At 64.9% G+C, this 14488-nt stretch carries 14 protein-coding genes and 1 pseudogene; 10 read left to right on the top strand and 5 right to left on the bottom strand.

The window, feature by feature from the left end; all coding sequences use genetic code 11:
- Positions 1 to 327 precede the first annotated feature (327 nt).
- The 3 genes from acnA (at position 328) to IPK59_13435 (ending at position 4358) form a co-directional block, all read left to right on the top strand.
- Positions 328 to 3087, top strand: a complete 2760-nt coding sequence (gene acnA / locus IPK59_13445; GenBank protein ID MBK8159719.1) for an aconitate hydratase AcnA — start codon at positions 328 to 330, stop codon at positions 3085 to 3087.
- Between the two features lie 109 nt (positions 3088 to 3196).
- Positions 3197 to 3628, top strand: coding sequence for a universal stress protein (locus IPK59_13440; GenBank protein ID MBK8159718.1), 432 nt, complete (start codon positions 3197 to 3199; stop codon positions 3626 to 3628).
- Between the two features lie 91 nt (positions 3629 to 3719).
- Positions 3720 to 4358, top strand: coding sequence for a GNAT family N-acetyltransferase (locus tag IPK59_13435; GenBank protein MBK8159717.1), 639 nt, complete (start codon positions 3720 to 3722; stop codon positions 4356 to 4358).
- Here the strand turns inward: IPK59_13435 and IPK59_13430 are convergent.
- Positions 4355 to 5869 carry a YifB family Mg chelatase-like AAA ATPase gene (locus tag IPK59_13430; protein ID MBK8159716.1) on the bottom strand — a complete coding sequence of 505 codons (1515 nt, stop codon included), beginning with the start codon at positions 5867 to 5869 and terminating at the stop codon, positions 4355 to 4357. The genes IPK59_13435 and IPK59_13430 overlap by 4 nt on opposite strands.
- 209 nt (positions 5870 to 6078) lie before the next feature.
- On the opposite strand from IPK59_13430, the gene IPK59_13425 reads away from it, so the two are divergent.
- From IPK59_13425 to IPK59_13400, 6 genes and pseudogenes are all read left to right on the top strand, one after another.
- Positions 6079 to 6744 (top strand): CPBP family intramembrane metalloprotease, encoded by a 666-nt coding sequence (locus IPK59_13425; protein MBK8159715.1) that lies wholly within the window; start codon positions 6079 to 6081, stop codon positions 6742 to 6744.
- 156 nt (positions 6745 to 6900) lie between these two features.
- On the top strand, positions 6901 to 8481 hold the full coding sequence (locus IPK59_13420) for an AAA family ATPase (GenBank protein ID MBK8159714.1): 1581 nt from the start codon (positions 6901 to 6903) through the stop codon (positions 8479 to 8481).
- 394 nt (positions 8482 to 8875) lie between these two features.
- Positions 8876 to 9545: pseudogene (locus IPK59_13415) on the top strand (response regulator transcription factor).
- A 137-nt stretch (positions 9546 to 9682) separates the two neighbouring features.
- Entirely contained in the window at positions 9683 to 10198 is a 516-nt protein-coding gene (locus IPK59_13410; GenBank protein ID MBK8159713.1) for a GNAT family N-acetyltransferase, read from the top strand.
- Complete coding sequence (locus IPK59_13405; protein ID MBK8159712.1) at positions 10195 to 10425, top strand: DUF1127 domain-containing protein; 231 nt, start codon at positions 10195 to 10197, stop codon at positions 10423 to 10425. The genes IPK59_13410 and IPK59_13405 overlap by 4 nt, the downstream gene beginning before the upstream one ends.
- A 109-nt stretch (positions 10426 to 10534) precedes the next feature.
- Positions 10535 to 10807 carry a DUF4242 domain-containing protein gene (locus tag IPK59_13400; GenBank protein MBK8159711.1) on the top strand — a complete coding sequence of 91 codons (273 nt, stop codon included), beginning with the start codon at positions 10535 to 10537 and terminating at the stop codon, positions 10805 to 10807.
- A 59-nt stretch (positions 10808 to 10866) separates the two neighbouring features.
- On the opposite strand, the gene IPK59_13395 is transcribed toward IPK59_13400, so the two are convergent.
- Genes IPK59_13395 through IPK59_13385 form a run of 3 tightly spaced genes read right to left on the bottom strand, consistent with a single transcriptional unit; the run spans position 10867 to position 13069 of the window.
- Positions 10867 to 11568, bottom strand: a complete 702-nt coding sequence (locus tag IPK59_13395) for an rRNA pseudouridine synthase (GenBank protein MBK8159710.1) — start codon at positions 11566 to 11568, stop codon at positions 10867 to 10869.
- Positions 11565 to 12602 carry a class I SAM-dependent methyltransferase gene (locus tag IPK59_13390; GenBank protein MBK8159709.1) on the bottom strand — a complete coding sequence of 346 codons (1038 nt, stop codon included), beginning with the start codon at positions 12600 to 12602 and terminating at the stop codon, positions 11565 to 11567. Before IPK59_13390 ends, IPK59_13395 begins: the two co-directional genes overlap by 4 nt.
- A 44-nt stretch (positions 12603 to 12646) precedes the next feature.
- Complete coding sequence (locus IPK59_13385; GenBank protein ID MBK8159708.1) at positions 12647 to 13069, bottom strand: GFA family protein; 423 nt, start codon at positions 13067 to 13069, stop codon at positions 12647 to 12649.
- A 400-nt stretch (positions 13070 to 13469) separates the two neighbouring features.
- Here IPK59_13385 and IPK59_13380 point away from each other — a divergent pair, with 400 nt between their 5' ends.
- The gene (locus IPK59_13380) at positions 13470 to 13628 is read left to right on the top strand and encodes a hypothetical protein (protein ID MBK8159707.1); all 159 of its coding nucleotides are present in this window, start codon (positions 13470 to 13472) and stop codon (positions 13626 to 13628) included.
- A 4-nt stretch (positions 13629 to 13632) separates the two neighbouring features.
- Here IPK59_13380 and IPK59_13375 read toward each other — a convergent pair whose 3' ends face one another.
- Positions 13633 to 14481 (bottom strand): helix-turn-helix transcriptional regulator, encoded by an 849-nt coding sequence (locus IPK59_13375; GenBank protein MBK8159706.1) that lies wholly within the window; start codon positions 14479 to 14481, stop codon positions 13633 to 13635.
- Positions 14482 to 14488 lie beyond the last annotated feature (7 nt).

The following is a 14488-nucleotide window of genomic DNA, read 5'->3' as shown; positions in this document are numbered from 1 at the left end:
ATTCATCTAATCGCAGTTAACTCAACGACATCACGCTGGGGCGCCGATTCCGAACGCTGCTGTATTTTCCCTTGGAAATCCGAGACTTTGCGGGGCTTGGCCCTCGCTGGCCCGGGACCTTCATGGTAAATTACGCCGCATTCGACTCGGTCTGGGCGGGCGGCTTTCACGGTCGCCAACCCGCAGCAGCGTCGTTTATAGGTTTTATGTCCTGCTAGCCTGGTCGGTCGGCCCATCTTGCCAGCCGCATTTGCAGCCGCGTAGCGCAGCAGCGCTGCACCAGGAAGTGGGGTCGCTCATCTTGCGCCGCAAACTGGGAGTGGTTCCGTGCCAGCATTGAACAGTCTGAAAACCCGCAAGACCCTCAAGGTCGGGTCGAAATCCTATGACTATTTCAGCCTGAAGGCGGCCGAAAAGACCTTGGGCGACCTTTCGCGCCTGCCCAATTCGATGAAGGTGCTGCTGGAAAACCTGCTGCGCTATGAAGACGGCAGCAGCGTCACGGTGAAGGACGTCCAGGCCGTCAAGAAATGGCTGAAGGACAAGCGCTCGGATCGCGAGATCGCCTATCGCCCGGCCCGCGTGCTGATGCAGGATTTCACCGGCGTCCCCGCCGTGGTCGACCTCGCCGCCATGCGCGATGCGATGGTGAAGCTGGGCGGCGATCCGCAGAAGATCAATCCGCTCTCGCCGGTCGACCTCGTCATCGACCATTCGGTCATGGTCGATTTCTTCGCCGGTCCCGGTGCCTTCAAGAAGAACGTGGACCTCGAATACGAACGCAATGGCGAGCGCTACGAGTTCCTGCGCTGGGGCTCGATGGCCTTCGACAATTTCCGGGTCGTGCCGCCGGGAACCGGCATCTGCCATCAGGTGAACACCGAGAACCTCGCCCAGGTCGTCTGGACCATGAAGGAACCGGCGCAGACGGTGAAGGGCCGCAAGGTCGCCGCCAAGACGCTCGCCTATCCCGACACGCTGGTCGGCACCGACAGCCACACGACCATGGTCAACGGCCTTGCGGTCCTCGGCTGGGGCGTGGGCGGTATCGAGGCGGAAGCGGCCATGCTCGGCCAGCCGATCTCGATGGTCATCCCGGAAGTCATCGGCTTCAAGCTCACCGGCAAATTGCGCGAAGGCACCACCGCCACGGATCTGGTGCTGACGGTCACGCAGATGCTGCGCAAGAAGGGCGTGGTCAACAAATTCGTCGAATTCTACGGCCCGGGCCTCGACGATTTGGCGCTGCCCGACCGCGCCACCATCGCCAACATGGCGCCGGAATATGGCGCCACCTGCGGCTTCTTCCCCGTCGATGCCGAGACCATCCGCTACCTGAAGGCCACCGGCCGCAAGGCGGACCGCATCGCCCTGGTCGAGAAATACGCCAAGGCTCAGGGCATGTGGCGCGACAAGAAGAGCCCGGACCCGATCTTCACCGATTCCCTCGGCCTCGACATCTCGACCGTCGAGCCCAGCATGGCAGGCCCGAAGCGCCCGCAGGACCGCGTGGCGCTCACCAATGTCGCCAGTACCTTCAAGACCAACCTGGTCGATGTCTTCGCGCGCAAGGGCAATGAGAGCGCCGTCTCGGTGAAGGGCGCCGATTGGGAGTTGGAAGATGGCGCCGTCGTCATCGCCGCCATCACCTCCTGCACCAACACCTCGAACCCGTCAGTGATGCTGGGTGCCGGTCTCGTCGCCAAGAAAGCCGTCGAGCTCGGCCTCACCGTGAAGCCCTGGGTGAAGACGTCGCTGGCCCCCGGTTCGCAGGTCGTGACCGATTATCTCAAGAATGCCGGCCTCAACAAGCCGCTCGACAAATTGGGCTTCAACCTTGTGGGCTATGGCTGCACGACCTGCATCGGCAATTCGGGTCCCTTGCCGGAACCGATTGCCGATGCCATCACCAAGGGCGATCTGGTCGCGGCCGCCGTCCTCTCCGGCAACCGCAATTTCGAAGGCCGCGTCAATCCGCATTGCAAGGCGAACTATCTCGCCTCGCCGATGCTCTGCGTGGTCTATGCATTGGCCGGCACCATGAAGATCGACATCACCAAGGATCCGATCGGCTATGGCAAGAAGGGCAAGCCCGTCTATCTGAAGGACATCTGGCCGACCACCAAGGAAGTTTCCGACACGGTCGCCAAGGCCGTGAAGCTTAGCGACTTCAAGAAGCGCTATGCCGATGTGTTCAAGGGCGACGCCAATTGGCGCAAGGTGAAGACCTCGAAGGGCCTGACCTATGCGTGGCCCAAGGTCTCGACCTATGTCGCCAACCCGCCTTACTTCCAGGGCATGGCGAAGGAACCGGGCACCATCAGCGATATCCGTGGCGCACGCCCGCTCGCGATCCTCGGTGACTCGATCACCACCGATCACATCAGCCCCGCGGGCTCGATCAAGAAGGACGGCCCGGCCGGCCAGTATCTCATCGCCCACGGTGTGCAGCCGGCCGATTTCAACTCCTATGGCGCGCGGCGGGGCCATCATGAAGTGATGATGCGCGGCACCTTCGCCAACATCCGCCTGAAGAACGAGCTGGCCCCCGGCACCGAAGGTGGTGTCACCCGCTTCATGCCGGAAGGGGCTCCCATGGCGATCTATGACGCCGCCATGAAATACCAGAAGGCCGGTACGCCGCTGGTCGTGGTCGGCGGCAAGGAATACGGCACCGGCTCCAGCCGCGATTGGGCGGCCAAGGGCACGGCCCTTCTCGGCATCAAGGCCGTGCTGGTCGAAAGCTTCGAGCGCATCCACCGCTCGAACCTCGTCGGCATGGGCGTCTTGCCGCTGGTGTTCAAGGGCGACATGACCAGGAAGTCACTCGGCCTCGACGGTTCCGAGGTCTTCGACATCGTCGGCCTCGCCGGCCCCGGCAAGGCCGGCAACATCAAGCCGCGCATGGACGTCGCCATCCGCATCACCCGCGCCAGCGGCAAGGTGGAGGAGATCACCGCCACCTGCCGCATCGACACCGCGGAGGAAGTCGAATACTTCCGCCACGGCGGCGTGCTCCCCTACACCCCGCGCGGCCGATTTTCGTCCGGCCGCCCCTTGGGTGCCTCGGCGGTTGATGGGGGTTGATTTAGGTCAAGGCAGCCGGCCAGGGCCCTGGTCATGATGATCAACGTCATTTTCAGCTTTCCGGCGGCCGGTCGCGATATCGGTCGCCCTGCAATGAAGGGACCGGATCATGGCCATCAAGAGAATTCTGTGTGCCGTCGACGGGTCGAAGATCACCGGGCGGGTCGCCGACTGTGCGGTGGAACTGGCGCAGGCGACTGGGGCGAAGCTCACTTTCCTCACCATCAACGTGGTGCCCACGCGCGCCCGCCGCACCCATTACTGGGACGCGGAATCGGTCAACGCCGCCGCCGCCCAGGCCAACAAGCAGGTGGCCGCCGCCGTCAAATCCGCCAAGGCCGTCAAGTTCGAGAGCTATGACTGCGTGGTGGCCAGCGGCGGCAATGTCGCCGATGCGATCGTGTCCTATGCCGACAAGAACAAGGTGGACCATATCGTCATGGGCACCAGCACCACCAACGAGCTGGCGCGCCTGTTGCTGGGCTCGGTTGCGACCGCCGTCGTCTCCCATGCCAAGGCCCCGGTGACCGTCGTCAAATAGCGCGTCACCCGGCTTTCCTTTTGGTCCTGCTGTCGCTAGAGAAGGGGCGTAATTCCTCCCTTCTCCAGCCGTCAGCGAGCCAGTCTTCACCATGTCCGACGCCACCCAGAACCCGCCGCTTCCCCTGGGCTATTCGCCGCTCAAGCCCGGGCAGATCGCCAATGTCGTCACCTGTCTCGACATGCGGACACCGCCGGCCCCGCGCGCGGCGCGGCCGGGCGATGAAAAATTTGTCCTCGAACCCTGGGTCCGGCCATCGGTCGCCGATTTCCGCGCTCTCTTCCGCCGTGTGGGCGAGGATTGGCTGTGGTACTCGCGCCTGATCATGGCGGATGAGAAGCTTCGCGCCATCCTCGACAGCCCCGACGTCGATCTCTATCGCCTCTATGAGGGGGGTGAGGTGCTGGGCCTCCTCGAGCTCGACTTCCGCGAGGCGGGCCAATGCGAGCTCTCCTTCTTCGGCCTGGTCCCGCAAGCCATCGGCAAGGGTGCGGGGCGCTATCTCGTCGACCGCGGCATCGCACTTGCTTGGAACAGGGGTGGGGCCAGGCCGCCGATCCAGCGACTCTGGGTTCATACCTGCACCTTCGATCATCCGGCAGCCCTCGGCTTTTATCAGAAGGCCGGCTTCAAGCCCTATGCCTTCATGGTCGAGGTCCAGGACGATCCGCGCCTCACCGGCCATCTGCCGCGGAAGGCTGCCCCCCATGTGCCGGTGCTTGATCCCTAACCGGCACGGGCCGGTGCCACGCGGCGATAGCCGAGCGCTTCGGCGATGTGCAGCGCCTTGACATCAGGAACACCCGCAAGATCGGCCAGCGTCCGCGCCACGCGCAGCACGCGGTGATAGCCGCGCGCCGACAGGCGGAATTTTTCGACGGCCTGGGTGAGCAACCGCCGTCCTTCCGCATCGGGGCCAGCGAGGCTTTCGAGCAACTCACCATCGACCTCGGCATTGCAGCGCAGTTTGTGCGCCGCATAGCGCGCCGTCTGCCGCGCGCGCGCCTCGGTGACGCGGGCGGCCACCTCGGCGCTGCCTTCCGCCGGCGGTGGCAGAGAGAGATCGGCGGCCGAGACGGCCGGCACGTCGACATGAAGATCGATGCGGTCGAACAGCGGGCCTGAGATGCGCGACTGGTAATCGAGGGCGCATTTCGGTGCCTTGCCGCAGCCTTGCGCCGGATCACCCAGATGTCCGCAGCGGCAGGGATTCATCGCCGCCACCACCTGGACCCGGGCGGGATAGGTCACATGGGCATTGGCGCGCGCGATCGAGACGCGGCCGGTTTCCATCGGCTGGCGCAACGCTTCCAGCGTGCTGCGCTGGAACTCCGGCAATTCATCGAGGAAGAGCACACCGAGATGAGCAAGGCTGATCTCCCCCGGCCGCGCCCGCAAGCCACCGCCCACCAATGCGGGCAACGAGGCCGAATGATGCGGATCGCGAAACGGCCGCCTGCGCAGCAACCGCCCCTCGGCAAGATTGCCGGCAAGGCTGTGGATCATGGTGACCTCCAGCGCCTCGGCCGGCGAGAGGCCGGGCAGCAAGCCGGGCAGGCGCTGTGCCAGCATCGACTTGCCGGATCCAGGTGGGCCTATCATCAGCAGGTTATGCCCGCCGGCCGCCGCGATCTCCAACGCGCGCTTGGCGCTCTCCTGCCCCTTGATGTCGCGAAGATCGAGGGTCGAGCCAGAATCCTCCGCCATCTTCGGCTCCGGCGCGCGCAGCACCTGCTGGCCCTTGAGATGATGGATGAGCGCCAGCAGATTGGATGGGGCCACCACATTGATCTCCCCCGCCCAGGCCGCCTCGCCACCTTGCGCCGCCGGGCAGATGAGGCCGAGATCATGTTGTGCCGCATGGAGTGCCGCCGGCAGCACCCCCGCGACCGACGCCACCGACCCATCGAGGCCAAGTTCCCCCAGCACGACGAAGGCATCGAGTGCGCTGGCCTCGATGACACCCATCGCCGCCAGCAGGCCGAGTGCAATCGGCAGGTCGAAATGCGAGCCTTCTTTGAGGAGATCCGCCGGCGCCAGATTGACCGTGATGCGCTTGGGCGGCAGCGCCAGGCCAATGGCCGTCAACGCCGCCCGCACCCGCTCACGGCTCTCGCCCACCGCCTTGTCGGGCAAGCCCACCAGCGTGAACGCCGGCATGCCGCCGGACACCTGCACTTGCGCATCGACAGGCCGCACATCGACGCCTTCAAACGCAACCGTACGAACGCGGGCGACCATGGGGGATCCTGCTTGCCTGGACTTAAGGTTGATGGGGTAAACCGGGAACAATCATGCCGCGCATACTGGCAAGGTCTGCAACCGGATGCAACCGGGCTGATTTTGTGATCCAGGTCACAGTGCCACGTGCCGGGGGCTGCAATGATCGGCGCTCAGTCTTAGATCGGGTGGCCTAGATCGGGTGGAGTGAGTTTTGGCACGGGGGCACCATGACGGATCATCTGGCGGCTTTGACGCCCCGCGCGGCGGTGGGGACCCAGCCCGGCACGCCCGCCCTGCTGCTGTGTTTCGCGCTCGCCATTCTCGCCATGGTGCCCACCCAGATCTTCCGGCTGTATCAGGATGCGCCGTTCCCCTGGCTGATGGCCGATTACGCCGGCCGCTTGGCCGCCATCGGCGTGGTTCTGGTGTTGGCCGCGGGGCGCTGGTGCCTGCGCCGGCCGGAGCGGTTGCAAGCGGGCCTGCTGGAAGTGGGCCTGTGGGTCGGCGGCATTGTGCTGCTGTTCCACGCCATGCCGCTCGGCGATCTGCTCAGCCGCATCCTGCCGGAGAGCGTGCTCGGTGAGTATCCGCGCCCATCGGGCTGGCTCTATTTTGTCGACCTCACGCTGGGCCTGGCGCTGGTGGCGGTGCATGAGGAACTGGTGTTCCGCAAGCTCGGCTATCATGCGCTGAAATCCGTCCTGCGCAGCGAGCTTGCCATCGTCATCGTGAGCGCGCTGGTCTTCGGTCTTTATCACTGGTGGCGCGGTGCCGCCGGGATTATCGGGGCAGCGCTCTACGGCCTGCTCGCCATGCCTTGCTATCGCCTCACCGGTTCGCTCTGGCCGATCGTCTTTGCGCATTTCCTGGTCGACTACATCGCCTTTGTCTGACGGATTGAACTGTGGGTTCTCACTCAATCGTATGTAGAACTTGACCATTTATGACAGAAGATGGGCAAAAAATTTCCAACCGGGTTGTAAGTCACCACATCACCGTGATATGGCGATGCCCCGCACCGTAATGAGCCGTGGAACGGAGCGTCCTGCATGAGCTTGCTTGAGCGCGAATCGCCTCTCGAACTGCTGAATGGCTGGCTGGCCCAGATCGTCACCGGGCCCGCGGCCGGCGCCGGCTGTGTTGTGCTCGTGGCTGGCGAAGCCGGCATTGGCAAGACTTCCCTGCTGCAGCAATTCACCAGCGGGCAGGCCCTCGCCAAACGCGTTCTCTGGGGCGGATGCGAGGCGCTGTTAACCCCGCATCCCCTGGCCCCGCTCTATGACATGGCGCGTCAGGCCGGCGGGGATCTGCCCCGGGCGATCAGCAACGCGACGACGCGCGAGGCCGTCTTCAACGCGACCATGGATCATCTGGCGCGCGGCCCCATGCCGACCATCCTGGTGTTCGAGGATGTGCATTGGGCCGACGAGGCGACACTCGACCTCATCAAATATCTTGGCCGCCGCCTGAGCCGATTTGGCGTCATGCTGATCGCCACCTACCGCGACGACGAGGTGGGTGCGCGGCATCCACTCCGCGCGGTCATCGGTGATCTGCCGTCCACCACCGTTCGCCGGCTGCAGCTTCAACCCCTGAGTGCCACCGCGGTGGCGACCTTGGCCGAGGCCGCCGGGCGTTCGCCGGCGCGGCTCCATGAAATCACCGGCGGTAACCCGTTCTTCGTCACCGAGGCGCTGGCTGTCCCTGAGACGGCAGGGACCACAGTGCCGGCCACCGTGCGCGACGCGGTGATCGCGCGTCTCGCCCGCCTGTCGGAAGCCGCCCGCGCCGTCGTCAACGTCGTGGCCCTGGTGCCCGGCAAGACCGAACGCTGGCTGCTGGAGAAGACCGTCCCCAAGGCGGGAGCGGCGCTGCAGGAATGCCTCAGTGTCGGCATGGTCGCCTTGCCCGATGGCGCGCTCGCGTTCCGCCATGAACTTGCCCGCCGCGCGGTGGAAGAACATCTGCCGATCCCGCAACGCCAGGATCTCCATGCCCGCATCCTGCGCGTCCTGCTGCGCCAGATCGGCACGGAGGTGCCGGCCACCAGGCTGGTTCATCATGCCGACCAGGCCGGTGACAGCGAAGCCGTGCTGCGCTATGCGCCGCTGGCGGCCGAGCGGGCGGCGGCGATGAGCGCGCACCGCGAGGCTGCGGCGCATTACGAAACCGCGTTCCGTCACGCAGCGTCCTGGGCCGATGCCCGCCGCGCCGATCTCCTGGAGAGTCTCTCCTATGAATACTACCTCATCGAACATGTGCCCGAGGCGATCGAGGCACGCGAGGCGGCGCTGAAATTATGGCGTGCGGCCGGCGACCCCTTGAAGATCGGCGACAGCCTGCGCTGGCTCGCGCCTCTCCTGGTTCAACGGCTTGAAGGATGCGGCCGAGCGCTACGCCACCCAGGCGATCGAGGCGCTGGAGAAACTTGCGCCTGGCCGCGAACTTGCCTTTGCCTACAGCAACCGGGCGCAGCTCCACATGCTGACCAACGAACCGGAACCGACCTTGCATTGGGGCCGGAAGGCAATCGACCTCGCCACGGCCTTGAACGATACCGAGATCCTCAGCCACGCCTACAACAATGTCGGCACGGCCAGGGCGACGGCGATGGACCTCGACGGCTATGACGATCTGGAGCACAGCGTGAAGCTGGCGCTGGATGGGAGCCTGCAGGAACATGCCGGCCGCGCCTATACCAATCTCGCGACGACTGCGATTCGGCTGCATGAGTTCGACTGCGCCCTGCGCTATCTCGACGACGGCATCGCCTATTGCGAAAACCATGAACTGGTCTCCTGGATCCGCTACATGACGGCCGCGCGCGCGGTGGTCTTCCTGGCACAGGGGCATTGGGACCGCGCCGCCGACGAAGCACAGGCCGTCATCTCCAATCCCTGCGTGGCACCGATCAGCAAGATCCAGGCGCTGATGGTGCTGGGTCTGGTGCGCGCCCGCCGTGGCGATCCGGATGCGGCTGCACCGCTCAGCGAGGCCATGGATCTCGCCTTGCCCACCGGTGAAATGCAGCGCATCGGGCCGATCGTCGCGGCGCGCGCCGAAGTCGCCTGGTTCACGGGGTCGCTTGCCGATATGGCCGACGAAGTGCGGGCGACCTATGACGCCGCGCTCAGGCAATCCGATCCTTGGATGCAGGGTGAGCTCGCCTTCTGGCTCTGGCGCTGCGATGGCTCGCTGGAGCGGGCCGGCTGTATCGCCGACCCGTTCGCGCATCAGATCGCCGGCAATTGGGCCGAAGCCGCGGCGCTTTGGGAATCCATCGGCGCTCCCTACGAACTGGCGCTCGCGCTGGCCGATAGTCCCCATGAGGCCGATCAGCGCAAGGCTCTCAAGATCTGCGAGGAGCTTGGAGCCACCCCCATGGCCGGCATCCTGCGCCGCAAATTGCGCGCCGGCGGTATCCGCGGCATCGCGCGCGGCGCCCAGGAACGCACCAAACAGAATCCCCACGGCCTCACGGCGCGTGAACTCGGCGTGCTCGAACAGCTGACGCAAAGGGCGCCGCAACGCCGACATTGCGAGCCGCCTCTTCGTCTCGGAGAAGACCGTGGATCATCACGTCTCCTCGATCCTCGGCAAGCTCGGCGTCCGCTCGCGCGGCGAAGCAGCGGCGGCGGCACATCGCCTCGGTCTTACCGATGCCCAGGACGTGCCGGCTGCTGGGCGAAAGTAAAAAATAGGGAGAACTCCCGATGTGCCTATGACGGCCGCAGCCTAGCTTGCAGGTTCCCGGATTCTTCCGGCAACCTGACAAGGACCAGATCCATGCCTCGTTTTGTGGCGGCGCGCGCTGCCTTGGACCGCGAACCGATGCCGGATGGCATCATTCTCGCGGCCTCCGACACCGAACTCGATGACGCCCGCACCCTCATGCGCGATTTCGTCGCCTGGCACCGCGCGCGCCATGTCGAAGACCTAGCGCTCATCAACCGCTATTTCGACCACGCCGCGTTCGAAGCCGAGCTTGCCGGCCTGCCCGGCAAATATGCGCCGCCCCATGGCGCCCTGCTGCTCGCCTATCAGGACGGCCAGCCCGCCGGCTGCGTCGCATTGCGCAATCTGGGGCTCGGCATCTGCGAAATGAAGCGGATGTTCGTGGCGCAAGCTTTCCGCGAACTCGGCATCGGCCGGGCGCTCACCGCGCGCGTCATCGCCGAGGCCAGGCAGGCCGGCTACCGCGCCATGCGCCTCGACACCAGCAAGCGCCAGAGCGAAGCCATTCGCCTCTATGGGCGCGCCGGCTTCCGCCGCATCGAACCCTATTACACCCTGACAGAAGACCTGCGCGACTGGCTGGTCTTCTTCGAACTGGAGCTCGGCGCATGAAATGCCAGATCGCGCCCCCGATCACATCTGGTGTTGCACCGCGCCCACGCGGAACCCGGCTGTTTCTCCGCTGGTCGGTCGCGCTGCTTGACCGCATCCTCCTGTGGCTGGAACGCAACCGCCAGCGCCGCCATCTGCGCAGTCTCAGCAATCACATGCTGAAGGATCTCGGCCTGTCGCGTGCCGATGTCGAACAAGAATTGCGCAAGCGACCCTGGCAAACCTGAACCGGATTCTTTCGGGAAAAAATGGGGAGGAGTCCCGATGTGACCAGGATGTGACCTCGCTAGCTTGGCCCGACCGGAATACCCCGGCGCTCAAACAAGGAGATGCATCATGCCGCGCTATGTCGTGGAACGCGAATTTTCCGCCGGCCTCATCGTTCCCATCAATGACGACGGCGCCAAGGCTTGCCTCAACGTCGTCGACACCAATCTCAACGACGGGGTCACCTGGGTGCATTCCTATGTCACCCTCGACAAGAACAAATCCTATTGCATCTATGACGGCCCCAACCCGGAGGCGATCCGCCGCGCCGCCGGCAAGACCAACCTGCCGGTCGGCAAGATTTCCGAAGTCCGGGTGCTCGATCCCTATTTCTACCAGTAGACCGGCTGAGCCTGGTTTGCAGACGGCGGGAGCACCGCTCCCGCCGCCCCCCTTGCCGGTCAGGCCAGGATCACCTTGGCGACCTCATCCGAGTCGAGCTCGCGCCATTCTCCCTCCGGCAGATCGCCCAGGGTGAGGCCACCCACCGCCGAGCGGTGCAGGGCATCGACATGGTTGCCGATGGCCGCGAACATCCGGCGCACCTGGTGATAGCGCCCTTCATGCAAGGTGAGGCGCGCGGTCTTCTCGCCGGTCACCGCCAGTTCCGCCGGCAGCAAGGGCTTGGTTTCCGACTCCAGCATCATCGTGCCGCTCTTGAAGATCGCACCCTCCTCGCCGCTGAGCGGCCGGGCGAGTGTCACGTCATAGACCTTGGGCACGTTCGATCTGGGCGAGATGACGCGGTGGAGAAAGGCGCCGTCGGCGGTGAACAGCAGCAGCCCGGTGGTGTCGCGGTCGAGCCGGCCGATGGGCGAAACCGGCGGCTTCCGGAACCGGAACCGCATCGGCAGGATGTCATAGACGATGCGGCCGGGATCCTTGGTCGAACAGGTGAAGCCCAGCGGCTTGTTCAGCATGACGACGGCGCTGGCATCGGGGTCGAGCGGCTTGCCGTCAAAGCGGATGTCCTTATGCGCAATCGTCGTGTCGACATCCAGCTCACCGCCGCTTGCATCGGTGATGCGGCCGTTGCGGATCAGCGCCATCATTTCCTTGCGGCTGCCATAACCCAGATTGGCGAGATGCTTGACCAGTTTCATGATGCTTTCACCGCTTCGATGATCTTGTAGCTATCCGCTATGGCAATGACACGGTGCTGCGCAAACAGCGCGCCCAATGTCGCTTCATAGGGCAGATGCTGGTTGGCGACCAGCAGAAGGCGCCCGCCGGGTTTCAGCGCCTTGGCCGCGGCCATGATGAAACCCTGACCCAGATCGGCGCGGTCGGCTTTCAGCACATGAAAAGGCGGGTTGCTGACGATGAAATCATAAGCGCGCGTGAGGCCGGTGGTGACGTCATGCCACAGGAAGTCGAGCGTCACCTTCCCCGCCAGCGGCGCGAGATTCTGCTCGGCGAGCAGCAGGGCATCACGCTCCGCCTCATAGAGATCGAGCGCCGTCACCTTGGGACAGCGCGCTAGGATCTCGGCGCTCAAATATCCGAAACCGCAGCCCAGATCCGCGCCATGGCCGGCAAGATCCGCGGGCATGTTCTGCGCCAGCAAGGCGGAACCCGCATCGATGCGGTCCCAGGCGAAGAGACCGGGCCTGCTCAGGAACCGCGCATCAGCGATGCGGCGCGGTTCGCCCAGGGCCAGCCATTCCGTGAGCAGCGTCTGGTCAATCTTCGTCTGGTCGATCCGCGCCCAGAACACGCGGCACTTGTTCTTGGAGAGCGATTGCACCGCGCCGGTGAGGGCCGAGAGATCCGCCTCGATCGAGCGCGCGCCATCCTTGTTGCCGACCGACGCCACCACCACACCACCCGGCGTCGCATGCGCCACCGCATCGGCCAGAATGTACCGCGCCTCGTCGCGCTGGCGCGGTGGCAGGCAGAGGATCAGTGGGAACGGACCATCGGGTGTCGCGGCGCCCCGATCGACCAGAAATTGGCCGGCCGACAATCCTTGCGCGAAGGGCAGGAACCCCTGCCGGCAGACCAGCCGCGCGCGGGGTGCTGCCTGAAGAGCCGCTCCCATCCGCGCGCGCAGGAACAGGATGTTGCCGCTCTCCGGCCAGGCAAGCTCGCCGGTCGCAAAAGGCAGAAACAGGGTATCGAGAGCCGGGTCGATCATGGCGACCGTTTAGCCGAAAATCCGGGGCTTGTCGCCCCCACCGCCTAACTGCCGGGCGGCACCGGATCGTAACCTTCGAACGCCAGCGACTGGGCGACGCCATCGGCGATCTCGTAGTAATCGCCCTTGTCGGCGACGAAGATGTGGCGATCGAGCTTGAGGCCGGTGGGGGAATCGAGGCTGCCTGCCATAATGCTGAGATAAGGCCGTCCCTTGCCCTGCCAGAACAGGTTCGATCCGCACAGGCGACAGAAGCCGCGCCGGGCCGTATCCGACGACACGAACCAGGTGAGAGTCTCGCCACCCGTGATGCTTATATTCTCGTGCGCGGCGGCGGTAGCTGCCGTGAAATGGCCACTTACCCGCCGACATTGCGAACAATGGCAGGCGATCACCGGCCGCAGGGGACCGGTCACCTCATAACGCACGGCGCCGCACAGGCAGCCGCCTTTGACATGATGGATCATCGCGAAACCTCCCCTGTCGGCCTGACCCAAGCTTGGCCGCGCGGCACCTCGCCCGGCTGTCGCCGGAACGACCCGCTTTGGTCCGTCCCCTCTCGTCATGGTACGCCTTCGCGTACCATGACGATTGAAGGCGGGATCGGATCGGTCGTGGCCACTTGCCAGCCACCTCCGCCGGCGCTAGTCTCCGCCCATGAACACGAACCTTTCCCTCACCGCTGCCGCCACTCTCGGTCAGCGATTTTGGTACCGCTGGTACGACCCGGCGGCCTGAGGGATATTGCATCCACGCTAAAACATCAGGGCCGCCTTCCACCAGGCGGCCTTTTGTTTTTCCATCCCTGTGGATCACATAATCGCCGAACTGGATCGAAGGCGGTCCCTCAACCCGAGGAGACTGACCATGACCCGTTTCGATTTCGACGTGATCGGCGACACCCCTGCCCTGAAATCGCGCCCGCCAGAATCAACGGCGGAACCTGTGACTGTGCCGGCGGCGGAAAAGCCGAAGGCGCAACCCGCTGAGGAACAGGTGGTGCGACGACGCGACAACGCTGCCTGACCGGCTATTCGTCGCCCTTGAGATAGCTGCCCGGCGTCACCCCCATGATCTTGCGGAACATGGTGATGAAGGTGCTTGGATTGGCAAAGCCCAGTTCCAGCGCCACGTTCTTCACGGCGCGACCATTCCCCAGCAGCGTGAGGCTTTTCAAGACCCGCATCTGCTCGCGCCAGCGATGGAAGGTGAGGCCGGTCTCCTGCGCGAACAGCCGCTCGATGGTGCGGTCCGATGTGCCGGCACGCTCGGCCCAATCCTTCAGGCTGCGGCGGTCGCCCGGATTGGCGGTGAGTGCTGCACAGATCGGCAGCAGGCGCCGGTCGGTCGGATAGGGAAGGTGCAATTCGCTGGCTGGCATGGCGAGAATCTGGTCGAGCAGGACGTCGGCGAGATGGGCGTTGGGCGTGCCCGGCGCAAAATCCGCTGGGTCCGGGGCCTGGGTGGCATGACGGGGGGTGGAGATCACCGCCGCCAGGATCAGCTCGCGCAACAAAGGTGAAACAGCCAGCGTGCAGGGCCGGGTGGGCAGGCCGGGCCGCGCATCCGGCTCCACAAAGAGCGTGCGCATGTCGGCTGCCTGATTGATCCGGATTTCATGCACCATGCCGCCCGGGACCCAGACGCAGCGATTGGGCGGCGCCACCCATTGGCCTTCGGCCGTCTCCACCGTCATCACGCCTGCGCTGCAATAGATGAGCTGTGCCTTCCGATGGCTGTGCGGCTCGATATGCCAATCGGTCGGATAGTTGATCGGCACCACCAGCACCGGCACCGGCACTGCATCCACGTCGAACCACTGCGCGTCGATCGCGTCGCGCACGGCGCGTGAAAATTTGAGCGCGTTTCCCTGCGTCACGACGGCA

It is taken from the genome of Rhodospirillaceae bacterium (genome assembly GCA_016712715.1).
Taxonomy (GTDB): domain Bacteria; phylum Pseudomonadota; class Alphaproteobacteria; order Dongiales; family Dongiaceae; genus Dongia.
Note: the sequence above shows the minus strand (reverse complement) of the source record. Positions and strands in the feature narration are given on the sequence as shown.